This is a genomic window from Streptomyces sp. NPDC001027 (assembly GCF_040299045.1).
In the GTDB taxonomy this organism is placed as follows: Bacteria; Actinomycetota; Actinomycetes; order Streptomycetales; family Streptomycetaceae; genus Streptomyces.
In genome coordinates this window covers 35,142-48,925 of record NZ_JBEPBI010000018.1, presented here as the reverse complement: position 1 = coordinate 48,925, position 13,784 = coordinate 35,142, and the positions used below count along the sequence as shown (strand labels likewise).

Sequence of the window (13,784 nt, the reverse complement as noted above, 5' to 3'; positions counted from 1 at the left end):
TGGGGCGGGGGCCGGCGAGGCGTGGTGGGCCGGTGGGGGCGGGCGGTGCGCGGGTGGGGCGAGCCCCGGGGGTCGAGGGCGGCGGGACGGGGCGGCGGCCGGACCCGACGGCGACTCAAACGTGTGACCGCCCGGACGCCCCGAGTTTCACACGTGTGGGTGACGAAGGGCGCCCATGCCGTGACGTAACGTCGCAGTCGTGATCGAACCGTACGCACCGGCGGCTCCGCCCGGCGCACCGCCGCCCTGGCGGGGTCCCCCGCGGCTCCCCGTCCGGCCGGACACCGGGCGGCTGCTGGTGCTCGCGTGCGTCTTCGTCTGCGCGGCCTGCGGTCTCGTCTACGAACTCGAACTCGTCGCCCTGGCCTCCTACTTGATGGGGGACTCCGTCACCCAGGCCTCCGTCGTGCTGTCGGTCATGGTCTTCGCGATGGGGCTGGGCTCCCTCGTCGCCAAACGGCTGCGCCGGTTCGCCGCGGCGGGCTTCGGCGCCCTGGAGGCGGCGCTCGCCCTGGTCGGCGGGTGCAGCGCCATGGCGCTGTACGCGGTGTTCGCCTGGACGGGCGACTGGGGCGGCCTGTGGGCCGACGGCTCCCGCATCCTCCTCGTGGCGTTCTCCCTCGCCATCGGCCTGCTCATCGGGGCCGAGGCGCCGCTCCTCATGGAGCTGATCCAGCGCATCCGGCGGCAGGACGCGGGCGGCGCGGTGGCGGACCTCTTCGCCGCGGACTACGTGGGCGCGCTGGTGGGCGGCCTCGCCTTCCCGTTCCTGCTCCTGCCGTTCCTCGGCCAGTTGACGAGCTCCCTGCTGGTGGGCGCGGTCAACGTGGTCGCCGGGGCCGCCCTGGTGCTGGGCCTGTTCCGACGCGACCTGACATGCCGGGCCCGCTGCCTCCTGCTCGTCGCCGACATCGCCGTCCTCGGCGTCCTCGCCTCCGCCGCCGTCCTCGTCGACGACTTCGAACGGGCGGCGCGGCAGGCGGTCTACGGGGGCGACGTGCGGGCGGCGGTGCAGACCGACGTCCAGGAGATCGTGCTGACCGGCGGCGCCGACGGCCGTCCCCTCGACCTCTATCTGGACGGCCGCCTGCGCTTCGCGGGCCGTGACGAGCGCAGGTATCACGAGGCCCTCGTCCAGCCGGCGATGAGCGGCCCGCACGCGCAGGTGCTGATCCTCGGCGGCGGCGACGGCCTGGCCGCCCGCGAGGCCCTCGGCCGTCCCGGCGTGCGCCGCGTCGACGTCGTCGCGCTCGACGCCGGTCTGGTCCGGCTGGCCCGCACCGACCGGGCCCTGGCGCGCCTCAACGACCACGCCTTCGGCGATCCGCGCGTCCGCGTGGCCGCCGGGGACGCCTTCCAGTGGCTGCGCGAGGCCCCTGCGGCGACGTACGACGTGGTCGTCGCGGATCTGCCCGACCCCGGCATCACGGCGAGCACCAAGCTCTACTCCCAGGAGTTCTACGGTCTCGCCCGCCGCGTGCTGGCCCCCGGCGGCCGCCTCGTGGTGCACGCCGGGCCGGTGGCGGGCCGGCCGCGGGTGTTCTGGACGGTGGAGGCGACGCTGCGCGCGGCCGGCCTGCACACCGCCCCCTACCAGGTGGACGGCCGCGGCGCCGGCCGTACCAGCGGTCCCGACCGCATCGCCGGCGACGACTCCCGGGCGCCCCGCGACTGGGGCTTCGTGCTGGCCGCCGCGGACGCCCGTCCGCCGATGCGCCTCGACGGGGGCGCACGCCCCCCGCGCACCCTGACCCAGGCGGCCCTGGCCGCGGACGCCCGGGCGGCCGAGGCGCACCGGGTGCCCGGAGTGCCGGCCTCGACGCTGGTGCATCCGCGGTACTGACGCCGGACCGTCGCGTCCCCGGCGGCGCCGGCGCGAACAGAGGGGACGACGTCACCGGCGGGAACGGCGTCGCGGCGGGGGTTCCGCGACGGATGCGTCCTCGGCGTCGAAGGGATCGGTCGCCGGAGGGGGCCGGCGCGGCGACGCGGCTCGGCGGGGGCGTAGCACGGCCCGGTCCCGGGGGAGGCCGGATCGTGGTTTCGCCGGGTGCGTTCGGGTCCCGCGTGGGTAGGCTCGGGACTTATGGAGCAAGAGGTGTTCGTTCCGGTTCCGGTCGAGCGACTGAGGGCGGCCCTCGCCGATCCCGCGCAGGTGGCCCGTGCGGTTCCCGGGCTCCAGCAGGACGCGGGCACCGAGCCCGTCGCGGGCCGGCTGAAGGTGCGGATCGCCGGCCACACCATCACCTACCGGGGGACGGCACGCGTCTCGCCGCGCGAGGACGGCGGCTACGCCGTGGAGGGCGACGGGACGGAGGCCCGCGGCAGCGGGTCGGTCAAGCTGAGCCTCGCCCTCCGGCTGCGGGAGGCCGACGCGGGCGCCACGCTCCGCTTCGAGGGGACGGCCTCGGCGGACGGCCGCGTCGCGGAACTGCCCTCCGAGGCGGTCGACTCGGCGGTGGCCCGGCTGCTCAGCCGTTTCGCGGCGAACCTCGCGGCGGCGGCCGCACCGGACGGGCAGCCCGACGCCGGGACGACCGCCGACGCCGGCCCCGCTGCCGCCGACGCCGAAAGCGACGCCGACGCGCGGGGTGCCGGCGCTGGCGCGCGGGATGCCGGTGCGCGCGATGCCGGTGCGTCCGACGACGTCGACGCTCCGGAGGCCGTGGACGACGAGGAGGCCGTGGACGACGGGGACGGCGTCGACGAACCCTTCGCTCCCGCTGACGACGTCGACGAATCCGACGTCCCCGCGGACCTCTTCGAGACGGCGGCGCTGCCCTCGGAGCTCGAGGACCTCACAGGCCCCCCGCAGCCGCCCGCCGAGGCCGCGCACGCGCGCCGCACGATGATCGGCCGCAGCGCCGAGGAGGTCGACCACGCTCCGCCGCGCGGGCGCTACGCGCCGGTCCCCGCCCCGCAGACCGTCATGCCGAACAGCGCGCTGCGGTGGGCCGCCCCGGCGGCGGCGCTGGTCGTGGCGTCGGCGATCGTGGTCGGCAGGGCGCTGCGCCGACGCGGGTAGGACCGGTCCGGGGCGCGGTGCGGACGGTCCGCGGGCCCTGCGTCTCGGGCGCCCCCGACCGCCCCAGTAGGGTCGGTCCCGTGAGTGACGAAGAGATCACGCTGACCGCGGGCGACGCGGAGGCGACCGTGCAGCCGGGCAACGGCGGCCGGGTCGGGGGCCTGCGCGTCGGAGGACTCGAACTGCTGCGCCAGGGCGAGCGGTTCGGCTGCTTCCCGATGGTCCCCTGGTGCGGCAGGATCCGCGACGGGTACTTCCGCAACGGCGCGACCGTCCACCGGATGCCGCTCAACGCCGCGCCGAACGCCATCCACGGCACCGCCCGCGACGGCGCCTGGAAGGTCGCCCGGCGCACGGCCGACGAGGTCGTGCTGACGTACCGACTGGTGGCGCCCTGGCCCTACCCCGGCCTGGTCACCCAGGTGGTCGCGCTGACCGAGGACGCGCTGACGATCCGGATGGCCGTGGAGACGTACGACTCCTCGTTCCCGGCGCAGATCGGGTGGCACCCCTGGTTCAACCGCAACCTGGGCGGCCAGGGCGCCCAGGACGTGCGGGTCGCCTTCGACCCGGCGTGGCAGGAGCAGCGCGGCGACGACCATCTGCCGACCGGCGAGCGCGTCGAGCCGAAGCCGGGCCCCTGGGACGACTGCTTCGGCATGCCCGGCGGCGTCGACGTCACCCTCACCTGGCCGGGCCAGTTGGAGCTGAAGGTGACCAGCCCCGAGAAGTGGGTCGTCGTCTACGACGAGCAGGAAGCGGCGGTGTGCGTGGAGCCGCAGACCGGCCCGCCGAACGGACTGAACACCCTCCCGCGCCTGGTCACGCCCCTGGAGCCGCTCGAGGCCGCGACGACCTGGTCCTGGTCGCGGCTCTAAGCTGAGGGGCATGACGGACGTCAACGGAACAACGCCGCCCGACGCACGCGGTGCGCTGCTGCAGCTGATCAAGGACAAGGCCGTGGTGCACGGCAAGGTCACCCTGTCGTCGGGGCTGGAGGCGGACTACTACGTCGACCTCCGCCGCGTCACCCTCGACGGGGAGGCCGCCCCGCTGGTCGGGCAGGTGCTGCTCGACCTCACCGCCGACCTCGACTTCGACGCGGTGGGCGGTCTGACCATGGGCGCCGACCCGGTGGCCGGCGCCATGCTGCACGCGGCCGCCGCCCGCGGCCGCAGGCTGGACGCCTTCGTCGTGCGCAAGGCGGCGAAGGCGCACGGGCTCCAGCGGCGCGTCGAGGGTCCGGAGATCAAGGGCCGCCGCGTCCTGGTCGTCGAGGACACCTCCACCACCGGCGGCTCGCCGCTGACCGCCGTGGAGGCCGTGCGCGAGGCGGGCGCCGAGGTGGTGGCGGTGGCGACCATCGTGGACCGGGCGACCGGAGCGGACGACAAGATCCGCGCGGGCGCGGGCGTGCCGTACCTGTTCGCCTTCTCGAAGGACGAGCTCGGCCTGGACTGACCCGCCCTGTGGACAGGGCCTGGACCATTCGCGCAGGTCTGGAAAGATGGGGCCGACGACGATGTCGAATCCCCAGGTCTAGGTCAGGGCCGTAGTACGCAGATCGCCAACCGCACAGTCAAGGAGCGGACAGATGCCCATCGCAACCCCCGAGGTCTACAACGAGATGCTCGACCGGGCGAAGGCAGGCAAGTTCGCCTACCCGGCCATCAACGTCACCTCGACGCAGACCCTGCACGCGGCGCTGCGCGGCTTCGCCGAGGCGGAGAGCGACGGCATCATCCAGATCTCCACGGGTGGCGCCGAGTTCCTGGGCGGCCAGTACAGCAAGGACATGGTGACGGGCTCCGTGGCCCTCGCCGAGTTCGCGCACATCGTCGCCGAGAAGTACCCGGTCACCGTCGCCCTGCACACGGACCACTGCCCGAAGGACAAGCTCGACGGGTACGTCCGTCCGCTGCTCGCGGTCTCCGAGGAGCGCGTGAAGGCCGGCCGCAACCCGCTGTTCCAGTCGCACATGTGGGACGGCTCCGCCGAGACCCTCGCCGACAACCTGGAGATCGCGCAGGAGCTGCTCGCCCGCGCCGCCGCCGCGAAGATCATCCTCGAGGTGGAGATCACCCCGACCGGCGGCGAGGAGGACGGCGTCTCGCACGAGATCAACGACTCCCTGTACACCACGGTCGACGACGCGGTGCGCACCGTCGAGGCGCTCGGCCTGGGCGAGAAGGGCCGCTACCTGCTGGCCGCGTCCTTCGGCAACGTCCACGGCGTGTACAAGCCGGGCAACGTCGTGCTCCGCCCCGACCTGCTCAAGGAGCTGAACGAGGGCGTCGCCGCGAAGTACGGCAAGCCGGCCGGCTCCCAGCCGTTCGACTTCGTCTTCCACGGCGGCTCCGGCTCCACCGCGGAGGAGATCGCGACCGCGCTGGACAACGGCGTCGTCAAGATGAACCTCGACACGGACACGCAGTACGCCTTCACGCGTCCGGTCGCCGACCACATGTTCAGGAACTACGACGGCGTCCTGAAGGTCGACGGCGAGGTCGGCTCCAAGAAGACCTACGACCCGCGCACCTGGGGCAAGCTGGCCGAGGCGGGCATGGCCGCGCGCGTCGTCGAGGCCACGCAGCACCTGCGCTCCGCGGGCCAGAAGATCAAGTAACCCCCTGCGGTCCCCCGACGGCCCCTCTGGGGTCCTCCTCGGGGGCCGCGCGGACCGGCGTCGCACCGGGCCCGGCGTGTCAGCATCCTGTCTGACACGCCGGGCCCGCTGTATACCTGGGGGCATGCCCGACGTCCGGCTGGCCTCACCCCGCGGCAGGTGGATCCTGCTCACCACCGTGCTCGGCTCCAGCATGGCCATGCTCGACTCGACCGTCGTCAACGTCGCGCTGCCGCGCATCGGCCGCGACCTGGACGCCGACCTCGCCTCCCTGCAGTGGACCGTCAACGCGTACATGGTGACGCTGGCCGGGCTGATCCTGCTCGGCGGCTCCCTCGGCGACCGCTACGGGCGGCGCAAGGTGTTCGTGGTCGGCGTGGTCTGGTTCGCCGCCGCCTCGCTGCTGTGCGGGCTGGCCCCGAACGCGGGCGTGCTGGTGGCCGCGCGGGCGCTGCAGGGCGTCGGCGGGGCCCTCCTCACGCCGGGCTCCCTCGCGCTCATCCAGGCATCCTTCCACGCCGACGACCGGGGACGGGCGGTGGGGCTGTGGTCCGGGTTCGGGGGCGTCGGCGCGGCCGTCGGGCCGTTCCTCGGCGGCTGGCTGGTGGACGGTCCGGGCTGGCGGTGGGTGTTCCTGCTGAACCTGCCGCTGGCCGCGGTGTGCGTGCCGGTGGCGCTGCGGCACGTTCCCGAGTCGCGGGACCGGGCCGCGCACGGCCGGTTCGACGTCCTCGGCGCGGTGCTCGGGGCGCTCGCCCTCGCGCTGGTGACGTACGCGCTGATCGAGGCCCCGGGCGGTTCGGCGGCCGTCGCGGCGGCGGCGGTGGCCGGGGTGGCGGCCGGGGCGGCCTTCGTCGTCGTGGAGCGGCGGCGGCCGGACCCGATGATGCCGACGGACGTCTTCGCGTCCCGCCAGTTCACCGCGGTCAACCTGGTCACGCTGTGCGTGTACGCGGCCTTCGGCGGCTTCTTCTTCCTCTCGGCGGTCCAGCTGCAGACGGTGGTCGGCTGGTCGGCCCTCGGCGCGGGCACGGCACTCCTGCCGACGACCGTGCTGATGCTGCTGCTGTCCGCGCGCTCCGGCGAGCTGGCGGAGCGGATCGGGCCGCGCCTGCCGCTCACCGTCGGGCCGCTGCTGTGCGCGGCCGGGATGCTGCTGATGCTGCGGGTCGGGCCGGACGCCTCCTATGTCGCGGACGTGCTGCCCGCGGTGCTCGTCCTGGGCATGGGCATGGTGACGCTGGTCGCCCCGCTGACCGCGACGGTGCTGGCCTCGGTGGACGTCAGCAGGGCCGGTCTCGCCAGCGGCGTCAACAACGCGGCGGCACGGGCGGCGGGCCTGGTCGCGGTCGCCGCGCTGCCCCTGCTGACGGGCATGGGACCGGAGACGTACCGTTCGGCGGACGCCTTCGACGCGGCGTTCGGGCAGGCGATGGTGATCTGCGCGGCGGCGCTGGCGGCGGGCTCGCTGACGGCGTTCCTCACCGTGCGGCGGCCGCCGCCGGACTGCCGCAGGCCGGAGTGCAGGACGCACGGCAGCGTCCTGGCCCCGCCGCTGGAGGGGCAGCGGTCGCGCAAGCGACTCGGGTAGGGGACACGGGTCCGGCGCACCGGGGGACACCGGTCCTGCCCAGTAGGGGATTCCGGTCCGGGGCCCCGGGGCAACCCGATCCGGCGCGCGGGCGTCTGGCGCGGCTGGAGATTCCGGTCCGGCGCGCGGGCGTCTGGCGCGGGGCGAGGAGTGGAGGAGACTGGAGCCATGTCGATTCACGAGAACCTCCTCGGGGGCCCGCCCCCGACCCACCTGCCCGACGACCCCGAGCCGCGCGAGCTCCTCGCGAACGGGACGGCGCCCGCCGACGTCGCCGCGAAGTACCCCACGTCCTCGCTGGCCTGGGCCCGGCTCGCCGACGACGCGTTCGAGCGGGGCAGTGTGGTGGAGTCGTACGCGTACGCCCGTACGGGGTACCACCGCGGCCTCGACAGCCTGCGCCGCAGCGGATGGAAGGGGCACGGACCGGTGCCCTGGGAGCACGAGCCGAACCGCGGCTTCCTGCGCGCCCTGCACGCCCTCGCCCGCGCCGCCCAGGCGATCGGCGAGCAGGAGGAGTACGAGCGCTGCTCGCAGTTCCTCAAGGACTCCTCCCCGACGGCCGCCCAGACCCTCGGATAGCCGTTCATCTGCGTATTCGTCCGTGTGCTCGGGCGTGGCCCGTCCGGTGTGACCGGACGGGCCTTGCGCTTTCGGGATGCCATTGCGCACTATGTGGCCGTGGGGACCGGGGCCCCCGTGTCGGTAACGGCAGGGGCGGACCGCTACCCGGAGTACAACAGGAGACAGCGATGTCCCAGCAGGCTCAGCCCTATGAGGCTTCGGAGCCCGAGACCCCGCATCTCGACTTCGCCGGCACGACGCCGTACGAGGACTACGTCAAGGCGGACGTGCTCACCCACCTCCAGCAGACCCTCTCCGACGATCCCGGAGAGATGGTCTTCCTGGTCACGACCCAGGTCATGGAGCTGTGGTTCACGGTCATCGTCCACGAGTGGGAGACCGCGGCCCAGGCGCTGCGCGAGGACCGGGTGCCGGTGGCGGTCGACGCGCTGAAGCGTTCGGTCCGTGAGCTGGAGGCGCTGAACGCCTCCTGGCGGCCGCTCGCCCAGCTGACCCCCGCCCAGTTCAACTCCTACCGCTCCGCGCTCGGCGAGGGTTCCGGCTTCCAGTCCGCGATGTACCGCCGCATGGAGTTCCTGCTCGGCGACAAGTCCGCGTCCATGCTGGTCCCGCACCGCGCCGCGCCGCGCGTGCACGCCGAGCTGGAGAAGGCGCTGCACGAGCCGAGCCTGTACGACGAGGTGCTGCGGCTGCTGGCCCGGCGCGGCCACGCGATCCCCGCCTCCGTCCTGGAGCGCGACGTCTCCGGGCGCTACGAGCCCTCGGCGGAGGTCGAGGCGGTCTGGACGGCCGTGTACGCGGGCGACGAGTCCGACGAGGTCGCCCGTCTGGGCGAGGCGCTGACCGACGTCGCCGAGCTGGTGTGGCGCTGGCGCAACGACCACCTCGTCGCCACCCGGCGCGCGATGGGCGCCAAGGCGGGCACCGGCGGTTCGGCCGGGGTGGCCTGGCTGGAGAAGCGCGCGCAGAAGAACGTCTTCCCCGAGCTGTGGACGGCGAGGTCCCATGTCTGACCTCGCCCGCACCGCACAGCAGCTGGACTCGGGCGACGAGCTGGCTTTCAAGCGCGCCCAGTTCGTGCTCGACGACGGCGTCTACCTGGACGGCAACTCGCTGGGCGCGCTCCCGCGGTCCGTCCCCGGCCGCGTCGAGGACGTCGTGCGCCGCCAGTGGGGCGCGCTGAGGATTCGTTCCTGGGACGAGAGCGGCTGGTGGACGGCGCCCGAGCGGATCGGCGACCGGATCGCCCCGCTGGTGGGGGCCGCGGCCGGGCAGATCGTGGTCGGCGACTCGACGAGCGTCAACGTCCTCAAGGCGCTGGTGGGCGCGGTGCGTCTGGTGGAGGACGCCCGCGACGAGATCCTCGTCGACGCCGCGACCTTCCCCACCGACGGCTACATCGCCGCGTCGGCGGCCCGGCTGACCGGCCGCACGCTGCGCGCGGTGCACCCGCAGGAGGTCCCGGAGGCGCTGTCCGGGCGCACGGCCGCCGTGCTGCTCAACCACGTCGACTACCGCACGGGCCGGCTGCACGACCTGCCCTCGCTCACCGCCGCCGTGCGCGCGGCGGGCGCGGTCTCGGTGTGGGACCTGTGCCACAGCGCGGGCGCCCTGCCGGTCGGCCTCGACGAGCACGGTGTGGACCTCGCGGTCGGCTGCACCTACAAGTACCTGAACGGCGGCCCCGGTTCGCCGGCCTACCTGTACGTCCGCCACGGTCTCCAGGACCGCTTCGACTCCCCGCTGCCGGGCTGGAACTCGCACGCCGAGCCCTTCGGGATGCGGGAGGCGTACGAGCCGGCGGCGGGCGCGGTCCGCGGGCGCGTCGGCACTCCCGACATCCTGTCGATGCTCGCGCTGGAGGCGGCCCTCGAGGTGTGGGACGGCGTGTCGATCACGGCGGTGCGCGCCAAGTCGCTGGCGCTGACGGACTTCTTCCTGGAGTGCGTCGCCGCCTACGTCCCCGAGGGACGGGTCGAAACGCTGACTCCGGTGCGTCACGAGGAGCGCGGCAGCCAGGTGGCGCTGCGCTGCGAGGACGCCGGCGACGTCATGAAGCGGCTGATCGAGCGCGGGGTCGTCGGCGACTTCCGCAGCCCGGACGTGCTCCGGTTCGGCTTCACCCCGCTGTACGTCGGGTTCGCGGACGTGGAGCGGGCGGCGCGGACGCTGGCGCGGGAGCTGGGCTGACCTGGCGGAGTGACCCGGTCGACTGAACCGGCCGGGTCCCCTGGGCGTACCTAGGGGTACGCCCAGGGGGTTTCCCGGCGGGCGGGCCTGCCGGGGTGACGGAACAGCAGAACCGTTTACCTCTCACCGTGCGTGACATCCGTGTGTCCGCGCACGTCACGGGCCTGATACCGTCCCGGCCAACGGCCGAATTCACTCCTGGTCCGCCAAATCTTCTTCGCCGCTGAGAGGTTGGAGCATGCCGGACGACGTTGTCGCAGCCCGGGCCGCCGCCGAGGAGGCGTCGGCCTTCGCGCATCCGCACGTCGAGCCCGACGTCACCGCGGCGTACGGCGACCACCCCGACCAGGTGATCGACTTCTACGTCCCGCGTGCGGAGGCCGGCCCGGGCGGTCCGGCTCCGCTCGTCGTCGTGCTGCACGGCGGGGCCTGGCGGGCGCCCTACGACCGGCGGCACATCACACCGTTCGCGGGCTATCTGGCGCGGCGTGGATTCGCGGTGGCCAACGTCGAGTACCGGCGCGGGGACGGGAGTTCGGAGCCGGACGCGGGTGCGGGTGGGGACGGGGGCATGGGCGGGGCGGCCGCGGTCGCCGGGCGCTGGCCCGACACCTTCGACGACGTGGCCGCCGCCCTCGACGCGCTTCCCGCACTGGCCCGGGAGGCAGTGCCGCAGGCCGACGCGCGCCGCACGGTGTTGACCGGCCACTCGGCCGGCGGCCATCTCGCACTGTGGGCTGCCGCCCGGCATCTGCTGCCCGCCGACGCGCCTTGGCGCACCGGTGACCCGACCTCGCTGCGGGGCGTCGTCGCCCTGGCCCCGATCGCCGACTTCGCGGTGGCCGGGAAGCTGGACGTGTGCGGTGGGGCCGCCTGTCAACTCCTCGGTGGCGATGAGCACTTCGAGGCCCGGCGGCCGTACGCCGACCCCGCGCTCCTGCTGCCCACCGGCGTCGCGACCACGCTGGTGCAGGGCCGTGCCGACGAGGTCGTCCCGCAGGCGGTCGCCGAGGCCTACGCTGATGCGGCGGCGAAGGCCGGCGAGGTGGTGGGCCTGACCCTTCTCGAGGACGTCGGTCACTTCCCGCTGATCGACCCGGCGGCGGACGCGTGCGCGGTGGTGGCGGAGGAGATCGCCCAACTCGCCTGGTGAGCACGTGAGTTCCGCGAGGTGTGCGGCGGTGTGCACCCCGTAGGTGTCGTACCCGTAGTACCTGAGAGCTACGTCGCAAGACAGCTCCCCGGTGGGACGCGAACGACCCGCCCCGATCCGTAACTTCCCATCCGGCAGGGCCCGATGACCGGGCGCACGGCGGGGGAGGGGCGGCATGGCGGAGCTGGGTGCGGGCGCACGGCGGCGCGGAGGAGTCCGGGCCGGGGCGGTGACGGCCCGGAGCGGCGTGACCGCGTCGGGCCGAGCGGCCGGGTCGCGCGGAGCGGCCGGATCTGGCGGAGTGGCTGCGTCGGGCGGATCGGGCGGCGTGAGTGCGTCGGGTGGAGCGGCCGGATCTGGCGGAGTGGCCGGGGCGGGTGCAAGGGGCTGGGGGCGGCGCTGGGTCCGTGCGCTGCTGGCCGTGCTCGTCACCGCCGCTGTGGTCGTCCCCCTCACCGCGGCCGCTGCCCGGCCGAGCATCCCGGCCCCGGCCCCCGCCGTCCTCCCCGCGGTGACGGCGGCGACGCTGGAGCGGACCTACGCCGCCCACCGGGCCAACGCCGCGCTGGCGTCCCGGATGGCCGCCGCCCACGGCGACCGTCACCGTGCGGCCGCCGACCGGGCGTTGGCCGCCCCGTCCCGCAACCTGCTGTCCTTCGACGGCCGCGGACTCGGCCGGGCGGTCGAGGTGTTCGGAGACCTCGCGCACGCCGACCGCGTCGCCGTCCTGGTGCCGGGCTCCGACACCTCCCTGGACACCTACGAGCGCTTCCACGCCCAGGCGGCTGCCCTGCACGACCGGCTCACCCGGCAGGCCCGGCAGGCCCGGCAGGGCGGCAGACCTGGGGCTGGGGCCGGGTCCGGGGCCGAGACCGGGGAGCGGACGGCGGTGGTGGCGTGGCTCGGCTACACGACCCCCGGCACGATCAGCGCCACCGTGCTCACCCCTGCCCGCGCGGAGGAGGCGGCCCCTCTCCTTCGCTCGTTCCTGACCGGGCTGGCCGCCGTCACCGGCCCGGCCGCCCGCGTCACCCTTCTGTGTCACTCGTACGGCACCGTCGTGTGCGGCCGCGCCGCGTCCCGCCTGGACGTGAGCGACCTCGTGCTGCTCGGCAGCCCCGGCACGGGCGCGGCCTCGGCCGCGGACCTGCACACCCGTGCGCGGGTCTGGGCGGCCCGCGGCGGCGACGACTGGGTGGCGGACGTCCCGCACGTCAGCGCCGACCTGTTCGGCGTGACCGTCGGCTTCGGGGCCGACCCGCTGTCCCCGTCGTTCGGAGCCCGCGTCTTCGCGGCCGGCCCGGGCGGCCACAGCGACTACTTCAGGCCGGGTTCGGTCTCGCTGGGCAACATCGCCCGGATCGTCCTCGGCGCGACCTCGGAGGTGACCCGTGCCTGACACCCGGAGGAAGCCGCGGACCCGGCACGCGCTGCGTCGCGCCGCCGCCCGCGTCGCCGGCGCGACGCCCCCGCAGCGCGACCGTGCCGTGGACGCGCTGCGGGCCCTCGCCATCCTCGGAGTCGTCCTCGGCCACTGGCTGGTCACGGCGCTCGTCGCCGACGGCGGCTCCCTGCGCGCCGCCAGCCCGCTGGCCGCCATGCCGTGGCTCGCCCCGGTGTCGTGGACGTTCCAGACGCTCGCCGTGTTCTTCATGGTGGGCGGCCATGTGGCCACCAGGAGCCTCGCCTCGGCGCGGGCCCGCGGCGAGGGCCACGGCAGGTGGCTGAAGGTCCGGCTGGGCCGCCTGTTCGTCCCCGTCACCGCGGTGGCGGCGGTGTGGACGGCGGCTGCGGCCGGCCTCCTGCTGGGCGGCGCGTCCTTCGTCACCGTGCACACCGTGGTCAAGCTGGCGCTGTCGCCGCTGTGGTTCCTGCTGGTCTACGCCGTGCTGACGGCGGCGACCCCGCTGCTGACCCGGCTGAACCCGCTGTGGCCGCTGGCCGTCGTCCTCCACGTGGACCTGGTGCGCTTCGGCCTCGGCGGCCCGGAGTGGCTCGGCTGGGTGAACATCGCCGCGGGCTGGCTGGTGCCGTACTGCCTGGGCGCGGCGTGGACCCGGGGCGAGCTGGAGCGCCCCCGCGCGGGCTGGACGCTGCTCGTCGGCGGTGCGGCGGGCACGGCGGTGCTCGTGCTGTGGGCCGGCTATCCGGCGTCGATGGTGGGCGTGCCCGGCGCGGCGGTGTCCAACCTCAACCCGCCGTCGCTGGCCGCCGTCGCCTTCGGCCTCGCCCAGTGCGGGCTGGCGCTGCTGCTGCGCGACCCGTTGCGGCGGGCCATGCGCCGGCCCCTGGCCTGGGCGGCGGTGGCCCTGGTCAACCTCTCCGCGATGACGGTCTTCCTCTGGCATCAGACGGCCATGATGGCGACGACCGCGACCGCCCTGACGGCGGGCCGTCTGCCCGGCCTGCACACTCTCCCCGACGGGCTGGACTGGGTCGCGGCCCGCCTGCTGTGGCTGCCGGTCTTCGCGCTGGCGCTGGCGGTGTGCTGGGCGGCCTTCCACGGCTTGGAGCAAGGGTCTCGACGGTCCCGCGACCGCCGCTCCAGGGTGGTCCGCGTCCACCACCGCTCCCGTCGGCCGGAGCCGAAGGCCGCCCGCAGTGCCTAGGGTTG

The 13,784-nt window shown here is 74.8% G+C and carries 12 protein-coding genes; all 12 read left to right on the top strand.

Translation table 11 applies throughout. The features are described 5' to 3' along the window. The first annotated feature begins 199 nt into the window (after positions 1 to 199). Positions 200 to 1,843, top strand: a complete 1,644-nt coding sequence (locus tag ABT300_RS08670) for a polyamine aminopropyltransferase (protein WP_351673458.1) — start codon at positions 200 to 202, stop codon at positions 1,841 to 1,843. A gap of 243 nt (positions 1,844 to 2,086) precedes the next feature. Next, positions 2,087 to 3,025, top strand: a complete 939-nt coding sequence (locus tag ABT300_RS08665) for an SRPBCC domain-containing protein (protein WP_351673456.1) — start codon at positions 2,087 to 2,089, stop codon at positions 3,023 to 3,025. Positions 3,026 to 3,105: 80 nt separating this feature from the next. Further along, complete coding sequence (locus ABT300_RS08660; RefSeq protein ID WP_351673454.1) at positions 3,106 to 3,903, top strand: aldose epimerase family protein; 798 nt, start codon at positions 3,106 to 3,108, stop codon at positions 3,901 to 3,903. Between the two features lie 10 nt (positions 3,904 to 3,913). Then, positions 3,914 to 4,486 (top strand): orotate phosphoribosyltransferase, encoded by a 573-nt coding sequence (gene pyrE / locus ABT300_RS08655; RefSeq protein ID WP_351673452.1) that lies wholly within the window; start codon positions 3,914 to 3,916, stop codon positions 4,484 to 4,486. Between the two features lie 133 nt (positions 4,487 to 4,619). After that, positions 4,620 to 5,651, top strand: coding sequence for a class II fructose-bisphosphate aldolase (fbaA, locus tag ABT300_RS08650; RefSeq protein ID WP_256920821.1), 1,032 nt, complete (start codon positions 4,620 to 4,622; stop codon positions 5,649 to 5,651). A gap of 124 nt (positions 5,652 to 5,775) precedes the next feature. After that, a complete protein-coding gene (locus ABT300_RS08645; RefSeq protein ID WP_351673450.1) occupies positions 5,776 to 7,242 on the top strand; it encodes an MFS transporter in 1,467 nt (488 codons plus the stop codon). Positions 7,243 to 7,410: 168 nt separating this feature from the next. Then, positions 7,411 to 7,824, top strand: coding sequence for a DUF3151 domain-containing protein (locus tag ABT300_RS08640; protein ID WP_057577905.1), 414 nt, complete (start codon positions 7,411 to 7,413; stop codon positions 7,822 to 7,824). Positions 7,825 to 7,994: 170 nt separating this feature from the next. Next, complete coding sequence (locus ABT300_RS08635) at positions 7,995 to 8,840, top strand: tryptophan 2,3-dioxygenase family protein (protein WP_351673447.1); 846 nt, start codon at positions 7,995 to 7,997, stop codon at positions 8,838 to 8,840. Continuing rightward, positions 8,833 to 10,017, top strand: a complete 1,185-nt coding sequence (gene kynU, locus ABT300_RS08630) for a kynureninase (protein ID WP_351673445.1) — start codon at positions 8,833 to 8,835, stop codon at positions 10,015 to 10,017. The genes ABT300_RS08635 and kynU overlap by 8 nt, the downstream gene beginning before the upstream one ends. Positions 10,018 to 10,255: 238 nt before the next feature. After that, positions 10,256 to 11,170, top strand: coding sequence for an alpha/beta hydrolase (locus ABT300_RS08625; RefSeq protein ID WP_351673443.1), 915 nt, complete (start codon positions 10,256 to 10,258; stop codon positions 11,168 to 11,170). Between the two features lie 328 nt (positions 11,171 to 11,498). Then, positions 11,499 to 12,569, top strand: a complete 1,071-nt coding sequence (locus ABT300_RS08620; protein ID WP_502977896.1) for an alpha/beta hydrolase — start codon at positions 11,499 to 11,501, stop codon at positions 12,567 to 12,569. Continuing rightward, positions 12,562 to 13,779 (top strand): acyltransferase family protein, encoded by a 1,218-nt coding sequence (locus tag ABT300_RS08615; RefSeq protein WP_351673441.1) that lies wholly within the window; start codon positions 12,562 to 12,564, stop codon positions 13,777 to 13,779. The genes ABT300_RS08620 and ABT300_RS08615 overlap by 8 nt, the downstream gene beginning before the upstream one ends. Positions 13,780 to 13,784: the final 5 nt, after the last annotated feature.

Excerpts from the sequence above, each read along its gene's own strand:
- ABT300_RS08665 (WP_351673456.1), top strand. The coding sequence starts at position 2,087 with ATGGAGCAAGAGGTGTTCGTTCCGGTTCCGGTCGAGCGACTGAGGGCG.
- pyrE (WP_351673452.1), top strand. The coding sequence starts at position 3,914 with ATGACGGACGTCAACGGAACAACGCCGCCCGACGCACGCGGTGCGCTG.
- fbaA (WP_256920821.1), top strand. The coding sequence starts at position 4,620 with ATGCCCATCGCAACCCCCGAGGTCTACAACGAGATGCTCGACCGGGCG.
- ABT300_RS08645 (WP_351673450.1), top strand. The coding sequence starts at position 5,776 with ATGCCCGACGTCCGGCTGGCCTCACCCCGCGGCAGGTGGATCCTGCTC.
- ABT300_RS08640 (WP_057577905.1), top strand. The coding sequence starts at position 7,411 with ATGTCGATTCACGAGAACCTCCTCGGGGGCCCGCCCCCGACCCACCTG.
- ABT300_RS08635 (WP_351673447.1), top strand. The coding sequence starts at position 7,995 with ATGTCCCAGCAGGCTCAGCCCTATGAGGCTTCGGAGCCCGAGACCCCG.
- kynU (WP_351673445.1), top strand. The coding sequence starts at position 8,833 with ATGTCTGACCTCGCCCGCACCGCACAGCAGCTGGACTCGGGCGACGAG.
- ABT300_RS08625 (WP_351673443.1), top strand. The coding sequence starts at position 10,256 with ATGCCGGACGACGTTGTCGCAGCCCGGGCCGCCGCCGAGGAGGCGTCG.